General features: G+C 43.6%; 16 protein-coding genes and 1 pseudogene. 1 reads left to right on the top strand and 16 read right to left on the bottom strand.

What is annotated here, in order from left to right:
* Positions 1–182: 182 nt before the first annotated feature.
* The 6 genes from AC1D7X_RS04790 to AC1D7X_RS04765 all read right to left on the bottom strand — a co-directional run bounded on the left by AC1D7X_RS04790 (position 183) and on the right by AC1D7X_RS04765 (position 9,207).
* Positions 183–2,501 (bottom strand): FAD-dependent oxidoreductase, encoded by a 2,319-nt coding sequence (locus tag AC1D7X_RS04790; protein WP_495474741.1) that lies wholly within the window; start codon positions 2,499–2,501, stop codon positions 183–185.
* Positions 2,502–2,532: 31 nt separating this feature from the next.
* Positions 2,533–3,381, bottom strand: a complete 849-nt coding sequence (locus AC1D7X_RS04785; RefSeq protein ID WP_495474740.1) for a carbohydrate ABC transporter permease — start codon at positions 3,379–3,381, stop codon at positions 2,533–2,535.
* Between the two features lie 9 nt (positions 3,382–3,390).
* Entirely contained in the window at positions 3,391–4,278 is an 888-nt protein-coding gene (locus AC1D7X_RS04780) for a carbohydrate ABC transporter permease (protein ID WP_495457802.1), read from the bottom strand.
* Positions 4,279–4,444: 166 nt separating this feature from the next.
* Positions 4,445–5,791: an ABC transporter substrate-binding protein gene (locus AC1D7X_RS04775; RefSeq protein WP_495457801.1), complete on the bottom strand. Its 1,347-nt coding sequence runs from the start codon at positions 5,789–5,791 to the stop codon at positions 4,445–4,447.
* 114 nt (positions 5,792–5,905) lie between these two features.
* Positions 5,906–7,507 (bottom strand): response regulator, encoded by a 1,602-nt coding sequence (locus AC1D7X_RS04770; RefSeq protein WP_495474739.1) that lies wholly within the window; start codon positions 7,505–7,507, stop codon positions 5,906–5,908.
* Positions 7,504–9,207 carry a cache domain-containing sensor histidine kinase gene (locus tag AC1D7X_RS04765; protein WP_495474738.1) on the bottom strand — a complete coding sequence of 568 codons (1,704 nt, stop codon included), beginning with the start codon at positions 9,205–9,207 and terminating at the stop codon, positions 7,504–7,506. The genes AC1D7X_RS04770 and AC1D7X_RS04765 overlap by 4 nt, the downstream gene beginning before the upstream one ends.
* Positions 9,208–9,537: 330 nt before the next feature.
* Between AC1D7X_RS04765 and AC1D7X_RS04760 the strand changes: the two genes are divergently transcribed.
* The gene (locus tag AC1D7X_RS04760) at positions 9,538–10,179 is read left to right on the top strand and encodes an Ltp family lipoprotein (RefSeq protein WP_495474737.1); all 642 of its coding nucleotides are present in this window, start codon (positions 9,538–9,540) and stop codon (positions 10,177–10,179) included.
* 290 nt (positions 10,180–10,469) lie between these two features.
* Here the strand turns inward: AC1D7X_RS04760 and AC1D7X_RS04755 are convergent, their stop codons facing one another.
* From AC1D7X_RS04755 to AC1D7X_RS04710, 10 genes and pseudogenes are all read right to left on the bottom strand, one after another.
* Positions 10,470–11,021: a GNAT family N-acetyltransferase gene (locus tag AC1D7X_RS04755; RefSeq protein WP_495457797.1), complete on the bottom strand. Its 552-nt coding sequence runs from the start codon at positions 11,019–11,021 to the stop codon at positions 10,470–10,472.
* Between the two features lie 38 nt (positions 11,022–11,059).
* Positions 11,060–11,938: a serine/threonine protein kinase gene (locus AC1D7X_RS04750; protein WP_495474736.1), complete on the bottom strand. Its 879-nt coding sequence runs from the start codon at positions 11,936–11,938 to the stop codon at positions 11,060–11,062.
* Positions 11,939–12,595: 657 nt separating this feature from the next.
* Positions 12,596–13,135, bottom strand: coding sequence for a hypothetical protein (locus AC1D7X_RS04745; RefSeq protein ID WP_495457795.1), 540 nt, complete (start codon positions 13,133–13,135; stop codon positions 12,596–12,598).
* A gap of 194 nt (positions 13,136–13,329) precedes the next feature.
* Positions 13,330–13,632, bottom strand: a complete 303-nt coding sequence (locus tag AC1D7X_RS04740; protein WP_495457794.1) for a hypothetical protein — start codon at positions 13,630–13,632, stop codon at positions 13,330–13,332.
* Positions 13,633–13,963: 331 nt separating this feature from the next.
* On the bottom strand, positions 13,964–14,479 hold the full coding sequence (locus tag AC1D7X_RS04735) for a hypothetical protein (RefSeq protein WP_495457793.1): 516 nt from the start codon (positions 14,477–14,479) through the stop codon (positions 13,964–13,966).
* Positions 14,480–14,676: 197 nt separating this feature from the next.
* A pseudogene (locus tag AC1D7X_RS04730) lies at positions 14,677–15,173 on the bottom strand (histidine phosphatase family protein).
* 428 nt (positions 15,174–15,601) lie between these two features.
* Complete coding sequence (locus tag AC1D7X_RS04725; protein WP_495474735.1) at positions 15,602–17,230, bottom strand: response regulator; 1,629 nt, start codon at positions 17,228–17,230, stop codon at positions 15,602–15,604.
* Positions 17,208–18,989, bottom strand: a complete 1,782-nt coding sequence (locus AC1D7X_RS04720) for a sensor histidine kinase (RefSeq protein WP_495474734.1) — start codon at positions 18,987–18,989, stop codon at positions 17,208–17,210. Before AC1D7X_RS04720 ends, AC1D7X_RS04725 begins: the two co-directional genes overlap by 23 nt.
* A gap of 68 nt (positions 18,990–19,057) precedes the next feature.
* Positions 19,058–19,900 (bottom strand): carbohydrate ABC transporter permease, encoded by an 843-nt coding sequence (locus tag AC1D7X_RS04715; RefSeq protein WP_495457859.1) that lies wholly within the window; start codon positions 19,898–19,900, stop codon positions 19,058–19,060.
* 91 nt (positions 19,901–19,991) lie between these two features.
* The gene (locus AC1D7X_RS04710; RefSeq protein WP_495457790.1) at positions 19,992–20,891 is read right to left on the bottom strand and encodes an ABC transporter permease; all 900 of its coding nucleotides are present in this window, start codon (positions 20,889–20,891) and stop codon (positions 19,992–19,994) included.
* Positions 20,892–20,927: the final 36 nt, after the last annotated feature.

The raw sequence follows: 20,927 nt of genomic DNA, 5'->3' as shown, positions 1-20,927 counted from the left end.
CCTTCTTTTCTTTGATATCTCCATCCTCTTTGCAACAAAAAACAGACAACACTGCAGGGATCTCTCCCTCAGTGCGGTCTGCTACATCATGGGATTAGCTAGTTGAATAGTTGAGGAAGCTACAATTCTGAAATTCCAAATGAAGCGGCTAGGAGATGGAGGCCAGTAAGACCATATCTCTATTATTCATAACAACGCACTTCATAAACTGCCGCAGAAGGATCACCGTTTGTTGCTTCAATGAGCACACGCAACTTCTCTGCAACAATCGTCTCCAGAAATGTATGGCGTACATGCCGGAGGTAATTGTCCACGACATGAACTACATCCTTCCACTCGCAATCGATCCATGCCTGAATTCTGTAATCCTTAACACATTGTGGATCTCGATATAACGGACCATATGCATGATATTCGCGAAACAGATGCCCGGCAAAAGTAATTTCCACTGTCCCCACTCTCTGCTTAGTATCCCAGGACAGTTCAACCCACTGCGGCAGGGGCTGCATCGGATCGGAGCGCCATAGATTGGTTGACCGGTAAGGCCGGGTAACCCCACTTATGATGTTATTGCCGCCAAAAGCCTTTTGCGGCGGGGAGATGATATAGCTCATGGTCATTCCCTTCTCGTAACGCCGCATTCTGCCCTCACCCATCTCGAAGGCGCTGATATGTCCGGGAATAATCGTGCCCGCGGCATGCCAGATTACGTTCGGATTGGCTGTTAGATCCAGCCTGACATAAGAACCTGGCTGCAATCCTTGCCCGGCACCTGCAGGGCTGGCCCATTCGATCCAGTGCCTTCCTCCCGGAGGAACGGTTAGCGTACAGCTGGCCAGCTCTCCGTCTTGTGGCTCAGAGCGGTAGTCCCAGATATGATCCACCTTGAGCAGCACTGCATCTACCGTCTGCGATTCATCTGTCATGTTACTCAAGCAGACAGATAAGCAGTCGATCTGCGGGGAGGAGACGGCAATCCATTGGCCGCGTCTTCTGTGCAGTATCTCATCCTGCTCACTCCAATCCTTACAGTCATTCCATTCTGCCAGTTTCGGCAGATGATCCTTACTCTCCGGCCCTGCACCGTAGACTGCCACCTCACTACTGACAGTGACTGTCGCATCCCTAGCTAGATCAGCCGCATCCACATTCACAGCATTCGGTAGGAAGCAACCATCCCTCAGCAGGGTCTGCTGTAATTCCGGCATCGCTTCTGTCGTAACCTGCTTAATTGCGATACCTTTCTTCAGGGCGATCGCTGCAGCCGTCCCGGCCGCCTGGCCCATCAGCGCGCCGGTTGCCATGACCCGCACCGTACCAAGCGCGGCATGCGTCACACTGACATTACGACCAGCCATCATCAGGTTATCCACATCTTTTGCAAGCATGATTCGAAAAGGGATGCCGTAGGGACCACAGTAGCTTTTGATTGCATATTCAGTAGTCTCGCTGTAGTTTTCGGAGCTGGAATGCTCACTAGTCATGGCCAGCAGTCCGCCTGGTGTATGCAGGTCTAGAAACCAGCCGCCATAAGCGACTTCGTCTTCGAACACCTTCCGGTTGACGGGATCATGCTCGGTCATGAAATATTCTCCCATGATCCTCCGGCTTTCTCGCTTACCCGGCACCTGTCCGATCCAGTCCAGCGCATAGTTGGCGGCCAACTCCTTCGTCTTAGGGTCCCGGTTCTTGATCCAATCCCAGATGCCCAGCGTATGTTTGGTCAGCTCATGCCGGATGTCTTCGGAATCTGTAATGGTATGCCACGGCACCCCAATCTCGATCCACCAGTATCCGCTACGGATATCGTACGGTTTACGTCCCTGTTCGTAGAAATAGGCTGCATCTTCGTATTTGGTGGCCCATTCCGGAGCAACAAACGGAATGGGGCGCCCCATATCCTTGGCCTTGAAATGAATGGAATTACCCATTGTGTCTCCACTAGCCATCTCTGGCGCATGCGGCTCATTGAATTCGGCGCGCCCTTCGGAGCCCATTCTCCACTCGCATCCTGCAAGATCGGCAATGACACCGTCTCCTGTGCAATCAATGAACAAATCCGCTGAAATTTCAATAGTTGTCTCCGCATTGGCTATACGAGCCATAATCGATTGAATCGTCTGGTCGTCCTTCATCACAACCTCATGGACAGAAGTATTCAAATGGAAGGTCAAGTTCGGCGTGCTTTGCGCCATATCGTACATCGTCATATCCCAGACACTGTTCGTCCAACCATTCTCGGTAATCTCCTCGTGATTGCGGGCCCGCTCTTCAACAAATAGCTCGGAGATAATCCCTGTCTCCCTAGCATACGTATGAAAAGCAGCTGCCCCGTGTAGCGTCACCCGGATCTCCGAGGAGCTATTGCCACCGAATACCGGTCTGTCCTGAATCAAACAGGTGCGCGCCCCGTGGCGTGCTGCGGCGATAGCCGCACAAAACCCAGCCATTCCTCCGCCAACGACAACAAATTGATAATGCTCATTTTTATGAATCATCATTTATAATTCTCCCTTCTGTAGTTTCATATATTTAGCCTTTAAGTCCCGAACTGGCAATTCCCTCAACGAACCAGCGCTGAAAGATGCTAACAACGAGTACCAGCGGAGCCAGAGCCGACACGGAAGCAGCCATTATCAGAGGATAATCAGTACCGTTCTCATCCGTAAACATAGTCAGCCCCAGCGGAATCGTGAACAATTTACGGTCCCGCAGCAGGATCAGCGGATTCTCATATTCATTCCAGTGCCAAGTGAACGTAAGAATGAGAAGCGTGACCAATGCCGGCTTCGTTAGCGGAAGACAAATTTGCCAGAACATTCTCCAATGACCGACACCATCCACCTTAGCCGCTTCCAGTAATTCGCCCGGTAACGTACTGAAGAACTGCCGCATAATAAAGGTGCCTAGCACAGTGAACATCCCAGGAAGAATTATAGCCAGATGCGTATTCACCAGTCCCAGACTGTCAAATAAAATAAACCGCGGAACAAAGAAGACCTGTGCTGGAATGATCATGGTAGCCAGATACAAGAGAAAGATGGTCTCCTTGCCGCGGAAGCGCAGTTTTGCGAAAGCATAACCTGCCATCGAACTGGTAATCAGGGAACCCAACACCTGAAAAAAAGTGATTTTGATCGAGTTCCAGTAATACACGCCAAAAGAAACAGCACCATTCCATACCCTCTTATAGTTGCCAGTATTTAGCGTATCGGGAATCCACTCGATCGGATAGCGGAACAGCTCCGAAGTATTCTTGAAGGATGCGGACAGCATCCAGATAAAGGGAAGCAGCATCAGGATTCCAATCAGGAGGAATACAGCTGTGATGAATATTTTTGCGACCAATCTATAAGTATGGCGTTTATACACTAGCTTCACCCTTCCTCCCTAGAATTGGTCCTGCCATTTGCGCTGCGAGCGCCATTGCACCAGAGTGACAATGAATATAAAGAGAAACAGTAGCCAGGAAACGGTTGCCCCGTAGCTCATATTTCGTAGTTCAAAAGCTTGTTCATAAATATAGAGCGCCAGCACACTGGAGGAACGCATGGGGCCGCCGTTAGTCATGACCTGCACGGACGCGAATACCTGAAAGGATGAAATAATCAGTGTAACCGCAGTCAAAAAAGTTGTCGTCTTTAGCATGGGCAAGGTGATATGCAGAAATTTTTTGAATGCGTTGGCTCCATCGATAGCTGAGGCCTCATATAAATCCTTTGAGATCCCCTGAATACCGGCCATGTACAGAATCATCGCATAGCCGATGTAAGTCCATACTGTCATAATGATTACGCCCGCTAATGCCCAATCCGGGCTTGCCAGCCATCCTGGGGGGTTATCCACGCCGAGCGCCTTGAGCACCGAATTAATTGGACCTTGAGAAGGATTATATAGGACCCGCCAGACTACGGATATCGCTATAATGCTACTCATATAAGGCAGGAAAATCATAGTACGGATCAACGTCTTCATATATACAAGCCTATTCAATATAACGGCTAGTAGCAGACCAATCACCAAAGCCAATGGAACGCTGCTCAAGGAAAAAATCACATTATGCAGCAGGGCTTTCCAGACGATTGGATCACCCCCTAGCTTGATTATATTATCAAGACCAGAAAAACTTAGACCACCCAGCCCTTTGAGATAGTTCCAGTCTGTGAACATCAGCACAAAACTAAATGCCATCGGGAACAGTATGAAGGCCGCAAACCCCAGCAGGTTCGGAAGAATAAATAAATAGCCGGCGATATTCTCCCTCGTTTTTCCTCTCATACACTCAACTCCTTCTACCTGTATTATAGCGAGGCTTCCTCCTCCTCAGAATGTCATAAACTATGCAAATACCGTGATATTCTTTGAACCCTTCTTCTGCGTGACTATAACTATTCCCCAGATAGCAAAAAAAGCCATCTCCGGATAGCTCGGAGATAGCTTTGAATTATTTCTTTGCCGCGACAATCGCTTCATCGGCCCGTTGCTTGATCGTTTTAACCGTTGTATCCAAATCCTGTGCGTCCATGAAATATGTCTCTGCTTCTTCAAGAACGGCTTTGCGCATTTCGGTTAAGCCGGCCGTTTGAGTAACTTCTGCAGTGATGTATTGCGTGTTCAGCAGCTTCACGAACGAATCTACATCAAAGTACTTTGCCTTATCGCCCATAATAGCTTCCGCTATCTGGTTGACATCGGCTTTCTTACTGGATGGAATCCGCCCGCCCGGCAGCATCTCGGTATTGCCCTCTACAAGGAACCAGCTCAGGAACTTCATTGCAGCTTCCTTGTTCGGACTCTTGGCATTGATTGAGGTCATATCATTTAACTTCGAATTATTCACATTGCTGCCTGCCGTCCACTGAGGCATCGGCGCAAAGGCAATCTGATAATCTCGATTCGGATAAGCGGTGTCATCCTTGATGTAACGGACAAAGTAGGCGGAAGTATAAGTAGATGCCGCTCTACCGTTCAGCAACTCATCCTGAGGCTGCGCCTTATTCGCAACCCCTTCCGCATAAGGCATAAGAACTTTGGCGTCAAACAACCTCTTTTGCATTTCCAGACCCTTGCGGAATGATTCATGATCGAAGTTAGAGCTTCCGTCCGCAGCATAAGAGGAATCCTTGGATTGTGCTGAGTTCAACACATCTGTAGCAATCGGTTCTAAGATCGGGTTAAGAAAGGCACCATATTGCCCCTCTTTCGTCAGCTTCTTGACCAATGCCTCATATTCATCCCATGTCCAGCCCGGTTCCGGGACCCGCTCACCCACAGCATCGAGGGAAGCTTTATTGAAGGCAACGTAACGCACATCTCTAGACCCTGGAAGGTTATATATCTTGCCGTCAACTTTCGTAATGTTCTCCGAGCCGATGATTCCCTCTAGATCAAACCCACTAGATTCAATCAAACCCTCCAATGGTTCCACCATTCCGGCCTTTATGCGATGATCCAATTGGGCGTCGGCATAGTTCACGAATAGATCGGGAGCATCCGTATTAGAGAGTAGCGCGGTTTCAAGTTTCACGTTCCCCGGGTCATCATTGACGAACCGAACATATTCGACCTGAATATCAGGATTCTCGGCGTTCCAGCGGTCTACTACCGCCTTGGGTCCATTCTCTTCTGGCACGCCGCCCCACCATTTAAGTTCTATCTTTTTCGAACCGCCAGAAGCATTCGTGCTCTCCTGCGACGTATTGGCCGAGTCTCCGTTATTACCTCCACATCCGCTTAACATCGAGCCAGCCAGCAGAACGGATGTCAGACTTAATAGTAATCCTCGCTTCATTATCATTTCCCCTTTCGTTGTATAGGACGGAACTACAACTTAGTTATAACAAATCACTGCCGAATAACGAACGGCATATTCTTTGTTCTAAGAGGGAATTTCCAAGCTACCTGTTTACCTGCCTGTCATGACTTTGCGGTATTCGAGCGGAAATAATCCTTCTACTTTCTTGAAATACTTGCTGAAATGATTGGAATCGGTGTAACCGACCATTTCCGAGATTTCATATATTTTGTACGTGGGATTGCGCAGTAGCTCTCTTGCCTTCTGCATACGGATTTGCGTCAGATAATCCACAATTTTCACGCCGGTCTCCTTTTTGAACATTACGCTGAGGTAGTTTTCCGCAAACCCTACTTTTTGGGCCAGGTCAGCCACTTTAAGGGATGAAGCATACTCTTCTTCCATTATCTTAATAATCTGCGTCACCTCATCTCGGTATACCGGCTGTTTGTTCTGTCTCGCAATAGCGACCGCCTCGGGAAGCCAGCCAAGAAACCAGTTACTGATTTCCTGGAGCGTTTCGGCATTACGGATCACATCAAAGGGGTATCTCCCCTGATATTCCGGCATGACATAGAGAATATGTTCAGGCTGTCCCATCTGCTGGCAGATCAAATGTAGCCATTGCAACCACTGCTCCCTTACCCAGGCGACTCCCATTCCCTCTTCCTTCTGCAACTGATGGGTCCACTGCCGTAGTTCCTCTAGAATGACATCTTCTCCGGCCCTTTCCAGTAAGTCGGTCCAATGTCCGTTCTGCAAAATGCTGAACTTGTCGCGCACCTCGTCCAAGCTGTCCAACGGATACAGCACATGTCTCGTAGGATGGAAAAAGTGCCGTTCCAGCGCCTGCTCCGCTTGCCGACAGCCTTCATTTAATTGATATGGGCTGAAGCTGGTTCCAGAGACACCGAAGCTAACATTCACTTTAACAAAGGTTCCCACCGCTTCCCATAGTTCATCTAACATCTCTTCTGAATAGGCACCGCACAGGATCACGAGCTTGTGATTATACATATCCACCAACTGGAAATCCGCGTATTTCCTCATGATTTCCGCCAAGATATTGCTGACCGTGTACATCAGCAACTGCTCGCTTTTAAATCGGTTCTCCTCCAACACCTGCTGGTAGTGATCCACTCCCGCCACAATTACACGACAGCCATTTAGCACAAACGGTGGAAGAAGTCCGTCTCTTTGCAGGTTGTCCACCTCTAGCTGGGAACCTTGCTTGACCAACAAATCGAGTAGAATCAACTCGGTGGATTTCCGTTCCAAATGCTGTATTTTATACTCGAGCTTGTGTTTTTCCCTACGCTTCAGCTGTTCGTTACGTAAGGACTGCTGTATCCGCTTGCACTTATCGAGTAGCTCTTCAGGGGTATAAGCGAGCTTAAGCGTATAATCCACCGCCCCCAGACGCAGCGCTTTCTGCACATATTCAAAGTCGTTATGGTTCGATAAAATGATTACCTTTGTAGCTGGCCATCTCACGCGCACATGATTCATCAGCTCCAACCCGTTCATCTCCGGCATCCGGATATCAGCTAGAATAATATCACAGGACTTACGGCTGAGTATCTCCAGAGCTTCCACCCCGTTCGTCGCTTCCCCGATCACCTCGAATCCTTGCTCCTCCCAAGGAATCAGCGTTTTTATCGCCACCCGGACCAGAATCTCATCGTCCACAATCAACACCTTTGTTGTCATCATTCCTGCTCCTTCCGATGTGGGATACGAACCGTCACCTGAAGACCACCGTCATCCTGCTGCGATAACTGAAGCCCGCATTCCTGTCCACAATGGATTTTGATTCTCCGATCTACATTGAGCAGGCCGATGCCACTTGTCTTCACATGATCCTGTGTCAACTGATTGGAGATTGCACGGATTTTCTCAGGAGTAATTCCTTTTCCGTTATCCCGGATATGCAACAGTATGTATTGATCACGGTGTTCGGCTTCAATGCGGATGTGCAGGGGCACCTGCGAGCCATGAATAATGCTGTTCTCGACTAGCGGCTGAAGTGTGAATTTCAGTACGGTGCATTCCAGAAGTTCTTCCGGGACCTTAATAGAGACGGTAATGTTGTCGTGATACCGGATTTTTTGTAGCGACATGTACAACTCCAAATATTCCAGCTCCTGCCCCAACGTAACAAACAGTGTATTCTGCTTCATGGAGAATTCCATCAGCTTGCCTAATGCTGTAATCATATCGCTGACGTTACGGTTGGTATTGGATAACATGGCCATCAGCTTGATTGAATTCAGTGTGTTGAACAAAAAGTGGGGATTGATCTGTGCTTGGAGTGCTTGGAAATGCGCCTCCTCCTTGTCCCGCTGCTCCTCTGCCACATGCCGAACCAATTCCTCCAGCTGGGACACCATTTTATTGAAACGGCTGCCGAGCATCGCAACCTCATCCTTCCCCCGTACTTCCACCTTGGTGCTGAAATTCCCGCTGCCCACCCGGCTCATGGAACGTACTAGCGTATACAGCGGTTTGGTTAGGCGCAACAGAATGTAGATCACTATAATGATTCCGACGCAGAAGAACAACAGGAACAGGGCAATCGATTTCGTCCGGGAATTATCCAACTGGGCTGAGAAGTCCCCCATCTGCTGCAGCGACACTATAGAAATGCCGATCTGTGGTACGGTGGCCAAATTCATCAAATAAGCCTTATTATGTAACGTCAACTTCTTCATCACCGCCGGACTTGTTTCGCTGTCTCTTAGCTGCTGCTTCGTCAGCGAGTACTGCTTCTTCCCATAAATGTCATACAGGGTTGCGTTCTGATCCAGAATGAGCAGCTGCGTATTATTAGGAAGTCCTTGGGAGGTTTCCCCATAAAACTGGCTTACAGGTATGCCTACTACAGCCAGACCTGAATCGTGGATGGAGGATTCAAAAGAGAAAGACCGTGCCAGCAACATGAACTCCTTATTCGGTCCGTTGTTGGTGTATCCCAGATTTACTGGGAGCCGATAGGCTTTCTTCCAGTAAGGGTACCCTTTTCCGTCTATACCTGCCTTGAACCAAGGTTCGTGGATGATATCGCTGGCGGCCTTACGGTTGAAATTATTCAATGTTGTTACAATATTCGCATCCGCATCAGCTAGTCCTATAAAAGCGCTATCATCCAGTAGAATGTCACGCAAATATCCCATCCGCTTCTGGATCTGAAAGATCGCCCCCATTGCCTCCACATTCCCGTAGTCCCAATTAAAGGTGCGGTTTCCGTAAGTCTGGGCCATATCCGTTTCTAGCAAATAGGTGGCTTGAATCATCCGTTTAGCTTTATCATTAATCGTCAAAGCCGCCTGTTCAATCAGGCTCTGGTTGGCTGCATATACCTCCCGCTCCACCACTCTAGCCGATGTCTTGAAGTAATTGTAGAGTACAATCAACGTAGGTGCCGCAATCACTATTAGTAAAGTAGCAATTAGCTTACTGCGAATGGACTGAAAGCGCCTCCAGCTCCCATTAATAATAAGTCCCCCCTGAACATGCAATTCTGATACTTAAATATATTAATTACATCCATTGGGTATTACATAATCAAATAATCTTGTATGTAAAATCGCTTTACATAATTTATCTAATACGATTATTTAAAATTAAATTATTTTTTTAAGCTTCGTATAAATCTTAAAAATATAATATATTATGGATATATTTACCTAGTTCTGATAGACTATATTTGTCTTATGTCATTGAAATTAGGAGGATTATAAAAAATGTGGATGTTTATTAGTCTTATAAGTTTTTTAGCATTTGTTATATTAATCATACTAGGGGTTGTATCTTTGATTAAGAAAAAGGGTACAGCAAAGAAAAAGTTCTTGTATTCATTGGCGTGCTTTATTTTATTTATAGTGGCCCTTATAGCTAGCCCAACCGCTAAAACGGAACCTATCTCCAGCACTAATAATGAAAAAGTTGTGTCCGCAAAGGTTGATGAAACTTCTACCAAAGCAGAAGATGATGCTAAACAGAAAGAAGATCAAGCAGCTAAAGATAAGGCAGATGCTGAAGCGAAGCTTGCGGCTGAAGAATTGGCTAAAGAGGAAAGTGTCCCTAGAGAACATAAGTCGGCGTTAAAGAAAGCAGAGTTATATACAGAAACTATGCAGATGTCAAAGGCAGGAATTTATGAACAGTTGACTTCTGAATATGGAGAGAACTTCCCTCCAGAAGCTGCTCAATATGCTATCGATAACATTGTATTCGATTGGAAAGAAAATGCATTAAAAAAGGCACATTCATATGCAGAATCTATGAGTATGTCAGATTCGGCTATTTACGATCAATTGATTTCGGAATACGGAGAAAAGTTCAGTAAGGAAGAAGCGCAATACGCAATAGATAATTTAGAATAAGATATAAAAACGAGAGTAGCAAAAGTCTTGAATCCCCTATGCTCTAACGTAAGGACCACATGCCCAGTGTGGGTATCATACAAGAATATTAACATGAGTCAATAGTAATAAATTTGGTAAAAAAAAGACCACTTAGGATTTAATCCGGTGGTCTCTACTATTTTCTTAAGAATCACTACTATCTTTTACACTAATTCTAATCTTCAATCATAGTGACATATGAAATTTATCTTTATGTAATATGCGTTGCAGCAAACACAGCTGATAGTTAGTTCATTGTACAGTCTCTGTTACCGGTTATTTAACTCTTCATATTCTCTTTTCAATATACTCATAGTAATCGTGTCCGAATATCGTCCATTAATAAAATTCTTCTCTCTTAATCTTCCTTCTTCTTTGAATCCACACTTTAAGTAACATCTATAAGCTCTTTCATTAAAATCATGTACTTCCAGTTGTAATCGATTTAAATTTAATCTGTTAAACACAAAATCCTGTAGCGTTTTTATTGCTTCAGTACCATATCCCTTGCCAAGGTACTCTTTAATTCCAATCACTATTCCTAGTTCAGCCGATCTATTTTTCCAATCCATTCTAAATAAATCAATCTGTCCAATGTACTCCTCAGTGTCTTTGTGTGCAATTACAAACCCTTTCTGCTCTGTCTTCCCTTCAAGTATTGAATTTAAATATTGTTCTGTTCCGTTTACTGTATGCGGAAATAAGAATATATCGGATAGATTATCTACGATTTCCGGGTCATTACACCATTGTCTTATAAATTTTAAATCTTCCTTGCAATACTCTCTCAGAATTATGCGATCACCAAAAAGTCGTGACATTAAGACACATCCTTTATTTTTTTTATTATCATTGCATCTCAGCATTCCTTATTTTTATTCCAAGCATTTAAAAATTCCCTAATCGATTGATATCTCTTTAGCTTGTCTTCGTTAATTGCATTGTAAGCAACATTATAAAGTTCTTGGTTGGCCTCCCACTTCTCATAGGACCTATCAAGCTCACCACCTAATAGCCCAAACGCAATGGCACCCATATTATAAACATTCGTTCGGCTATCAATTTCTGCTCCTAATTCAAATTCTTCAGGTGACATGAATCTTGAAGACCCCCAAAGCCTTCCCATATTATTGTAAAATGGTTTTCTTTGATAAAAATCAATATCGCAAATTTTAGTTTCATGATTCAAGAAATCATAAAGTATACTTCCATCATAAAAATCTATTGCAACATATCCCTTTTCTTCTACAAATACGTGAAAATCAATAATACGTTCTAATGAGTTCAATCTTTGCTCGATCGATAAGTGCTTATATTTATAAAAGGGAGAATCGGGATTTGTGTATTTAGCTGGAGGAGGATACGACCAGTGAGAATGAAGGCATTCGCCATTAAACCATTTGAAAATTGCAACATAACCATAACCACCATTAACACTAAAATGATCCAAGATTTCTATTAAACAAGAATGCTTGAGTTCATAATATAAAGGAATTGCATCTTTCAGTCTCGATACTGCTTCGGAGGGTTCTCCTTGATAATCAACAGGCCTGGTACCAGCGTATTTAACAAACTTCTTCTGCCCTTCACTCTCCACTCCAAAACAGATATTACCTGAATCCTGTTGATCGAATACTGCAAATACATAACCTAATTTTAGTAGCCAACTAAAATCGATATCTTCCTTTAATTGAAATGTTACTTCGTCAATATTGTAAGTAATATGACTAATATTCATTTATTCCTCCTGAAAATTGATTTTTAAGGAAACTAACCTATTAGACTTAAGTAACATTAAATTATTCAAATCATTTGAACTATAATCCCTCAGTACTAATCTTTCCGTTATTATCTGCATCCTGAAATTCTTCCTTCCATAAAAAACCATCATTTCATCTAAGATTGTTGTGATCACGATGTCCCTTTGAATACTTATTGAAAGAAAAAAATAATCAACGATTCCAACAACTACAAAAGACATTACAATCAATTTGAAATTTCTGATAATAATAACAAAGCCTATAATAGACTCTTCTTAAGTAATCCAAAGCTTTCATGTTCCACCTAATTGTAATTTATTTACAATACGATACGATGGTATTTGGAAATTCCTTCAGTTGTTTTTGTGCAAATACGCCACTTAGCCGACTGAATGTATCCGGTGAATTTGCCTCCCTGAAATATCCCTTCCGTACCCCATGGCCGGGCTGGTTCCAACACCCAGCGTTGAATGCGATGTTGGGGTAATGATAATATTCCATCTATTAGGATCAAAATCACTTGTTCTTAATACAGAGTCTATATTTAACTCGCCATAGATATGGGGATATACTCCATTCACTAATGCTGCTCTAACTATCGTATCGTTTGAATATAAGTAAGCCATTTCTTGAAATTATTTACTTGATACTTCTTCATGATTAATATTCTTAATAATTTCTTTAGTACCATCTTCTTTTACCACCATTACTTCCACATCTTTAATAGGATTAATTGCATACCAAAACTTCTTATCCTCTTCAACATCAACGATTACCCCAGTTTCATCACCTGCATATACTTCGCTAATCGAATTGCCACTTATTGTACCAAAGTATATAAAAGGTGTTTGGTTCATTGAAGACCATTTCACTGGGGAATCCCATTCAGCCCCTATTGTCTGTATCCAACTCCATTGATTATCCTGTTTCTCAAAATAAGCTATAAAAATTTGCTCTCCATGTTTATTATTTTCTTTAAAAACTGCCACCACATCATCATGATGTACTACATTAAATTCCTTGTAAACAAGCTTGTAGAAATAATCTTGTTCCCCAATATGCATACGCTCCATCTTTTGATGAAAAAAAGTTTCAAAGGTTTGTTGCTGTGAACAACCAACAATTAAAAATATTAAAATGGCCGATATTGTTAAATATAAAAACTTCAATTTCAAATTTCCCCCTTATCAATTAATTCACAATAAATTTCATTGGATCTAATCTCTATTTCTATCAAACTAATTAATTCAATAAACTCTTCCATATGAATTCCTAAGTTTAGATGATTTGACTTATAGCTGATCTTCCACATAACTTGCGCATTCCTCACATTGAAGCGGCTTAAGTGACCGAAGGGAATGACAGCTACTCATTCAAACAGTACACATGTATCTTTAATTCCCATCATTTCCTTTAGAGTTCTACCTAATGAATATTGGTTTGGTTCATCCTTTTTTATGACACAGATAATATTTCCTGCTTCGCCATGAGATAGGTTAGTTAATTGTAAGTATTCATTATTATCGTAGATATATGATACTAGGTAATCACAATAGTCTTCAGCCTTGTCCTTCACATTTAGACCAACACCATACAATCTAACTTTCGTCCCTGTCCAAATATATTGACTATCATTTAATTCATCGAGAGGAATCCACCCATCAGTTTTCATATATTTATTCCTCCATGACAATTCTGTCAGTATGTTGCGTCAATGTATGAGTGTTCTGTTAAGTAGTTACGGACATCTATGAATCTTCTCCCTTTCTTGCCTTAAAAAAACAGTACAACTACAGTTAGAACCAGCTGTAAAAAATGAACTTTTCTCTTAATCTGCATCTCTTTCATAATAACGTTGCGCATTCCTGACGTCCAAGCGCTTAAGGGCCGTAGGTCCGGGTCGTCAGACTTAGCCGGTTGGATGTGTCGCCTGATTCCACTTCTCAGAAAATACTCTTGGTGACCGAGAAGCGTACGAATGTATCCGACATCTTCTAAACCATTTAATCAATTGTTTTTATAGGTACTTTTGTTATCCAATTTAATTTTTTTCCAAACTTCTCTTCTTTATGAACATAATAAATACTTGGATTTTTTAGCATTTGGATATCTCCCAAGTTACTTAGTGTGAATTTCATCATATAAGTTCCAATCTCACCTGGTACAGAGAACCCTATTTCATCTAGCTTTAACTGTTCACTCTTGATTTCATTATTCAGTATTACATAACTTTCAAAGTCTGTTCCAATGGAAGAAGGACTATATAAATTATCTTTCTCTATAAAGGAGAGATTCCCAAGTCCTTGAATTACTGGATAAATAAAATTAGACTTCGTTTCTTTTTTCGTTCGAGTTATTGCTAACTCTACTAGATACATATCCTTGTCAAACTTTTGAATTTCACTTTCAATAACTAAATCGTCTTTAGAAATTTCTGGCGATAAATTATAATAATAAACAAGTCCAATGATCACTATCATCAATAACCCTAGACTCCAGAAAATCCTTCTGTTGTTCATTGGGTTCCTCACTTTCTATGCTTTGGATATTTCGCTTAACTTTCTCGCATCAGCAACACACGATCCAGCTTTAGATTGCTCTTATCTTAAGTGGAATCTCCTGAATCTGCTTCCCCGAAATTGCCGCAGGCAGAGGCGACGCATTTTATGAATCTACACAATTCATTGTTTCAGGGGCAAGCAAAATTGAAGAGATGCTATGTATTCCCAAAATGTTTAGTAGGAAAATCAGGAACTAACTTGATAAAGTTAAATTGAATTAAGGCACCATGAGAAACCACCAACACCTTTTCTCCTTGGTGCTTCATCATTATTTCTTCTAAAAATTCTCCACCTCTTTTTTGGAATATCTCAATTGGCTCAAGTCCAAGATCTAATTCTCTACAACCTGTTCCCCACTTTTCTATTCGTTCCTCTTCAGTAGTACTTTCAATCAATCCTCCTGACCTTTCCCGAAGACGATCATCAAGGTGTATATCTACTCCTATAGCCTCCCTACAATAAGAGCAGTTTGCTTTGCTCTTGCTAAAGTACTTGAATAAATATGATTCCAATCCTCTGATCTTAATCTCGTCGCTAAAAGTTCTGCTTGATTAACCCCATCCTGATCCAGCGGAATATCAGAGTTCCCATGTGCTCGTCCTTCTTTATTCCAACTGGTACAACCATGCCTTATCAGTGCTATAGTCGCCATATAGTGCTCCTTCAATGCTCAGCCTATAGCAAGATTTGCAATGAAAAAAATCCATACAAGACAGACGCGTAAAGCAGAAAGAGTAGATGCTTAAACCAAAACTTTTAATCAATTCGAAATTAGTATTTATATTGAAAATCAAGACAACAGCTACAGTTTGTCTTGGTTTTTTTACTTTATTCCTGATATTCAAATAACTTAAGTGATCGTAGGAAAAGGGTCGTTAGACTTTGAGCTTAGCGAATATATTCAACAGCTCCTTGTTATATGTCGCCAATGCCAGCGTTGGACTGGACTGCATGGTGAAACACAGCTTCATTTTCGCGCCGTTCTTGATCTACTTTTCCCGGGTATCGGCTTAAGAAGTCTCAACTTCGTAAAGTAAAGACGGATACTGCTGACGCTTACCTTTTGGGAGAGTCGTAGGTTTAACTACTTTGCATATCAACCCGGTACTCCTGTGGTGTTATCCCAGTCCATTTTTTAAAAAAACGGGTGAACGACTGCGGCGTCACATACCCGATTAACGAACCGACTTCAGCCACCTTCAGTTCCTTTTTTTTGAGCAGTTCCTTGGCTTGGCCGATTCGCATTTCCTCAATATATTCTGACAGATTAACGCCCCGTTCCTGCTTGAACAGACGGGACAAATAGGAGGGATTGAAATGGATCACATCTGCCAATCGCACAAGTGATAGGTCTTGACTAATATTATCTTCAATATATGAGCACACCTTGTCGATGGCACTGGCCGCCCTCTTCTGCTCCCTGTTTTTTCTGATCGAGAAGAGGAAATTCGCATTGTCCTTCAAGAAGCCGAAAGCTATTTCCCAAGAACGGTGTTTCTCCAATTGTACTAAACCGTGCGCGCCTATCTGCTCATCTGCTTCCCACCTGTTGATATAAGACATAAGTATCAGTGCTACGGTGAAATACAACTCTGTGAGGTAAGGACTTCCCCTCTCCGATTCATGACCGGCAGGTTCGACCATCTCGTCAAAAAGCGTGAAAAATTCACCTTTTCTTCCAGCCTCCAAATGTGCGGTCAGCGTCTCGGATTTGTCGCGCAATGACCGGTCACGAACGGAGTCAGGCAATACAGGCTCCATTGGTAGCACCTTCTGGACCATCCGGTTTCCATCACCGACCCGGTAATGCTGGAATTGTCTTATTTTCTCGTATGAAAAAGGGAGCGAGACCCAGGCTGATTCTTCTACGCCCAGCGTAACGGCAACCATTATATCCAGTGATTCCAGACATGCTTGCTGAATTAATTCGAACGTTCCTTCCAGAAATATAACTGTCTGTTCAAAGGTGTCCGGTTTATCCGCGTATTTTTGCCGATCCGGCTGAATGAGCCAGATCAGATCTCCGTGTCGATCGATTATCCCGAGACAGACCGTCCTCTCCTTCAGCAGCCTCTCCGACAGAAACTTAACCGCGAGAGCTAACTCCTGGCGGTCGGCATACGATTGAGATGATTGCGGATAAGATAAACTGCCGAGTGCAATCAAAACGGGTATAGATGCATCCAGCGGTATGCGCAATTGCTTGAAATCTTCCTCCACATCCTGCTCAAGTTTGATACTATGGACAAGATGGCGGAAATACTCTCCTTGAGCCAATGTCTCAAGCGTATCCAGTTGCTCTCTCGATTGGCGGATTAGATTGTTCACCCTCATGGTGTCATCCAATTCCTTCAATGCCCGCTTTACGGCCTCAATCAGTTTCGGATACCCTTCGTTTTTCAACACATATTGAACACCCGGGGCTTGAATTGCCTGATAGACATAATCAAAGTCACTGTGTCCCGTCAGAAAAACCACTTTACACTGCGGCCAGTTCAGGTGAATTTTTTTCATCAGTTCCAGCCCATCCATTCCAGGCATACAAATATCAGACAAGACGATATCCACTCTCGTACTCCCCAGCAGACTCAGTGCTTCTTGACCGGAGTACGCTTTATAAAGATCCAGTTCGAGGTTCATTTTTCCAAAAATAACTGCAAGGCCATCCGTGATAATTTCTTCATCATCAACGATAAGCATTCTGTACATCAGTGTCGTCACCTCCAGCCAGTAGCAGGATTGTCACCTTAAGTCCCCCTAACTCACTTCGGTTGGCCCGCAATCCACTTTTCTCACCAAATGTAATGCGAATCCGCCGGTGAATGTTCACCATCCCCGTCGTCTCGGCCTGGTCCTGATAAACCTCAAGGGTCTTCTTCATTTTCTTTAATGCTTCATCAGTCAACTGTTCACCGTTGTCTTCAATAATAATGCGGATTTCGAGACCTTCCTGTTCAAAACGGACAATAATTAGGCCATTCATGATCTTTTTCTCAAGACTATGCTTGAACACGTTTTCAATAATAGGCTGAACAATCAATCGGGGGACAAGTACTGTCCTAAGCTCTTCCGGCAGCGGTTCAAAATGGACTTGAATCCGTCTGGAGAATCGCATGGCTTGAATTTCCGTATACATTCTTGCATGATGAATCTCCTGTTCCATCGAAACCACATCGGATGCATTTCTGGTCACAAATTGAAAATACTCGCCGAGAAGTGTCGTGAGCTGTTCGATTCGTTCTGTGTCGCCCGTTTTTGCCATGGTGTTGAGGATAAAGAAGCTGTTATACAAAAAATGCGGGTTAATCTGCGATTGAAGCTGTTTCAGCTCCGCTCTTTGCGCCATAATCTTCTGTTTGTATACCTGGTCGATTAAGGAGTGTAAATTAGCGGCCATCTGATTGAAGCTCTTGTACAAGTAACGGAACTCATCATTGGAGCCATGCGCGATATGAATATCCAATGCCCCTTGCTCCATTTTCCTGAAGCTCTTCACCAGGGTCAACATTGGCTTATGGATAAACTTGTAGGTGGATAGTGCAAAAGCAATAATGATGGCGAGCGCAGCTATGGCAAATACCCAGGCCCATATATAAAATTTTCTTATAGGGGTCTTAATGACCCCTTCCGGAATAATACGGTAAATGGACAATCCCAATTTCGATGAGCCAGCCTGAACAATATAATATTGGTCCCTATCAATCATTAACCTTTCGCCAGATGAAACCAAACGTATTTGCCGATGGTACAAAAACTGGTCGGCCTCCGCCAACGTCCCTGTCACGCTGGACAAGGCAACGGTAGCACTATCCGACAGCAGCAACGTGCCGCTGCCGGGATACGTGTTGAATTGTCCTAGCGCTAATTGAAGTTTTTGGGTATCAAGCTCGATCTCCACCGTGAACAATGGCTCCGCTCCCTTTATTCCCGCCTGCTTCATAGCGTTAAGAAAAAATCCTCCGTGCCATTCAATGATCTGGGAACCGCGTTCTCCAAAGACGGAGCGGATTTCATGGAAGCGTTCGGATTCAAATTCCCGCACTCCGCCAACGGCTGAAACCGTTCTGCCGATGGACAAGATATGGATTTTTACATCCTTAATATACATACTGCTGTTTTGAACGGTGAACAGCCGTTTCATCAGCGAATTGAGGTTCACCGTGCGGTCAATCGTCGTCAGCGTTTCCCAAGTCAGAGCCAGCTTGTTCAGATATTCATCCTCCAGCAGGCTGTACTGCAGCAATTTTATCCGGTCTATCTCATTTTCCATATCGTTTAGGTAGAATACGGTTTGAGCATTCGAAGTCTTCATAATGTCCGCGCTTGTGGTTTGCACGATCCATTGGTATAGATAGACCGCAAACAACAGAATAGGCAGCATAATCAGAAGAAAGGTCACAATCAATCGTAGAAATATCGTGTTCCGCAGCGAAAAGTCCTTTTGGAAAAACAATGCCGATACCTCCAAAGTAATTTCTTTCAATTATATCCCAGATTTAAGGAGACAAACAGATTATATTTGAAACCTTCCCACTGTCACCCTTTCACACTGCCGAGAACGATGCCTTTAACGAAATATTTCTGCAAAAACGGATATGCCAGAATGATTGGAAGCGAACCAAGAAAAATTTGGGACGATTTTAAGGTCCGGTCCGAAATAAGTGCCAGGTTGAGCATTGCATCGCGCGACATGTTCGACAGGTTCTGTTGGATTACGATCGTCTGAATATAACTTTGCAGCGGATAGTGGTCCGGACTCCCCATAAGTAGCAGTCCGTCAAACCAACTATTCCAATGCTCGACCATCGAAAACAAGGCAAGCGTAGCAAGTGCCGGCTTCGAAATCGGCACAAAAATGGACCACACAATCCTCCAATGGCCTGCTCCGTCAATGAGCGCTGCTTCTTCAAGTTCCTTCGGAATCTCCCGAAAAAAGTTAAGCAGCAGGACGACACTGAACACGGGAACCGCACCGGGCAGCACTAGCGCCCAGATCGAATCAAGCAAGCCGTACTCTTTGATAGTTATGTACCAGGGAATCAAACCTCCGTTGAACAGCATCGTAATAAAAAAGGTCCAGGCATAGATGCTTCGGAACCGGAGAGCATGCGATTCCTTTGATAACGGGTAAGCAACCAAAATGGTCAAAAGTAGATTCAGCGGAGTTCCGATGCCGATCCGCGTCAGAGAAACGAGCATAGATTGCCAAAATTCATTACGGCTCATCGTATACATATAGGAAGCAAAAGTGAAATCGACAGGCCAGAGTCTTACGTAACCTGCGGAAGCCGCCGCGCTTGAACTGAATGATACGGCTATGATATGAATCAAAGGCAAAAGGCAAAGCAGTGATACGAAGATCAGAAATACGGCATTCATTATGGAAATCCAGTCTAAGCGTTTTTTCTTGTGACTGACAGTTAATTCTGCCTGATTGGGCGCTAGCCTTTGCTCCAAGGTACTCCCTCCTCTAAAAAATCCGATATTTTGCAAACCGGTAGGCCAGTAAATACGAGCTTGAAATTAAAGTAAGCGATATGACCGATTTAAAGAAACCAACAGCGGTTGCCACGCCGTACTGCGCATCCAGCAAACCGATCCGGTACACAAAGGTGTCCAGGATATCACCGCTTTCATATACCTGCGGACTATATAAATTAAATACCTGATCAAATCCGGCATTTAACAATTGTCCCAAACTCAGTACCGACAAAAGCACGATGACCATCCGTATTCCCGGAATGGTGATATGCCATGTTCTACGCCAGCGGTTGGCACCATCAATCGTGGCCGCTTCATATAACCCCGGATCAATGCCGGTGATTGCTGCCAGATACACAATCGTCCCATATCCAAAGTTCTTCCAGACATCCGAAGCGATGAGTGTAAAGGGGAACCAGTCGTTGTCACCGAGGAAAAAGATCTTCGAAATTCCAAATAATCCAAGAAATTCATTTGCAATTCCTCCGGAAGGAGAAAGAATATCGATCAATATGCCTCCAAGTACAACCCAGGATAAAAAATACGGTAAATAAATCGCTGTTTGTACGGACCGTTTAATCACATTGTTCTTGAGTTCGTTCAAAAGCACGGCGAATATAATTGGAATAATCAGACCCAGAATAAGCTTGAGACTCGAAATAAACAGTGTGTTCCACAATATTTGCGTGAAACTCGGCAAGTTCATCACATATTCAAAGTTATCCCAGCCGATCCATTTCTGGTCCCCGAACAAACCCTTGGCAGGAATGAACTTTTGGAAGGCAATCACTACGCCCGCCATTGGAACGTACGAAAATAAGACTATCATCACCAATCCCGGCAAAAGCATTAAATGAAGCGGTAATTCTTTTAATAGTTTCGTTCTCATTTTTATCCTCCACATGTGCAAGCAAGAATGGAATGG

The organism is Paenibacillus sp. Y568 (assembly GCF_059445545.1).
The sequence above is the reverse complement of the archived record's forward strand: the minus strand, read 5'-3'. Positions and strand labels throughout refer to the sequence as shown.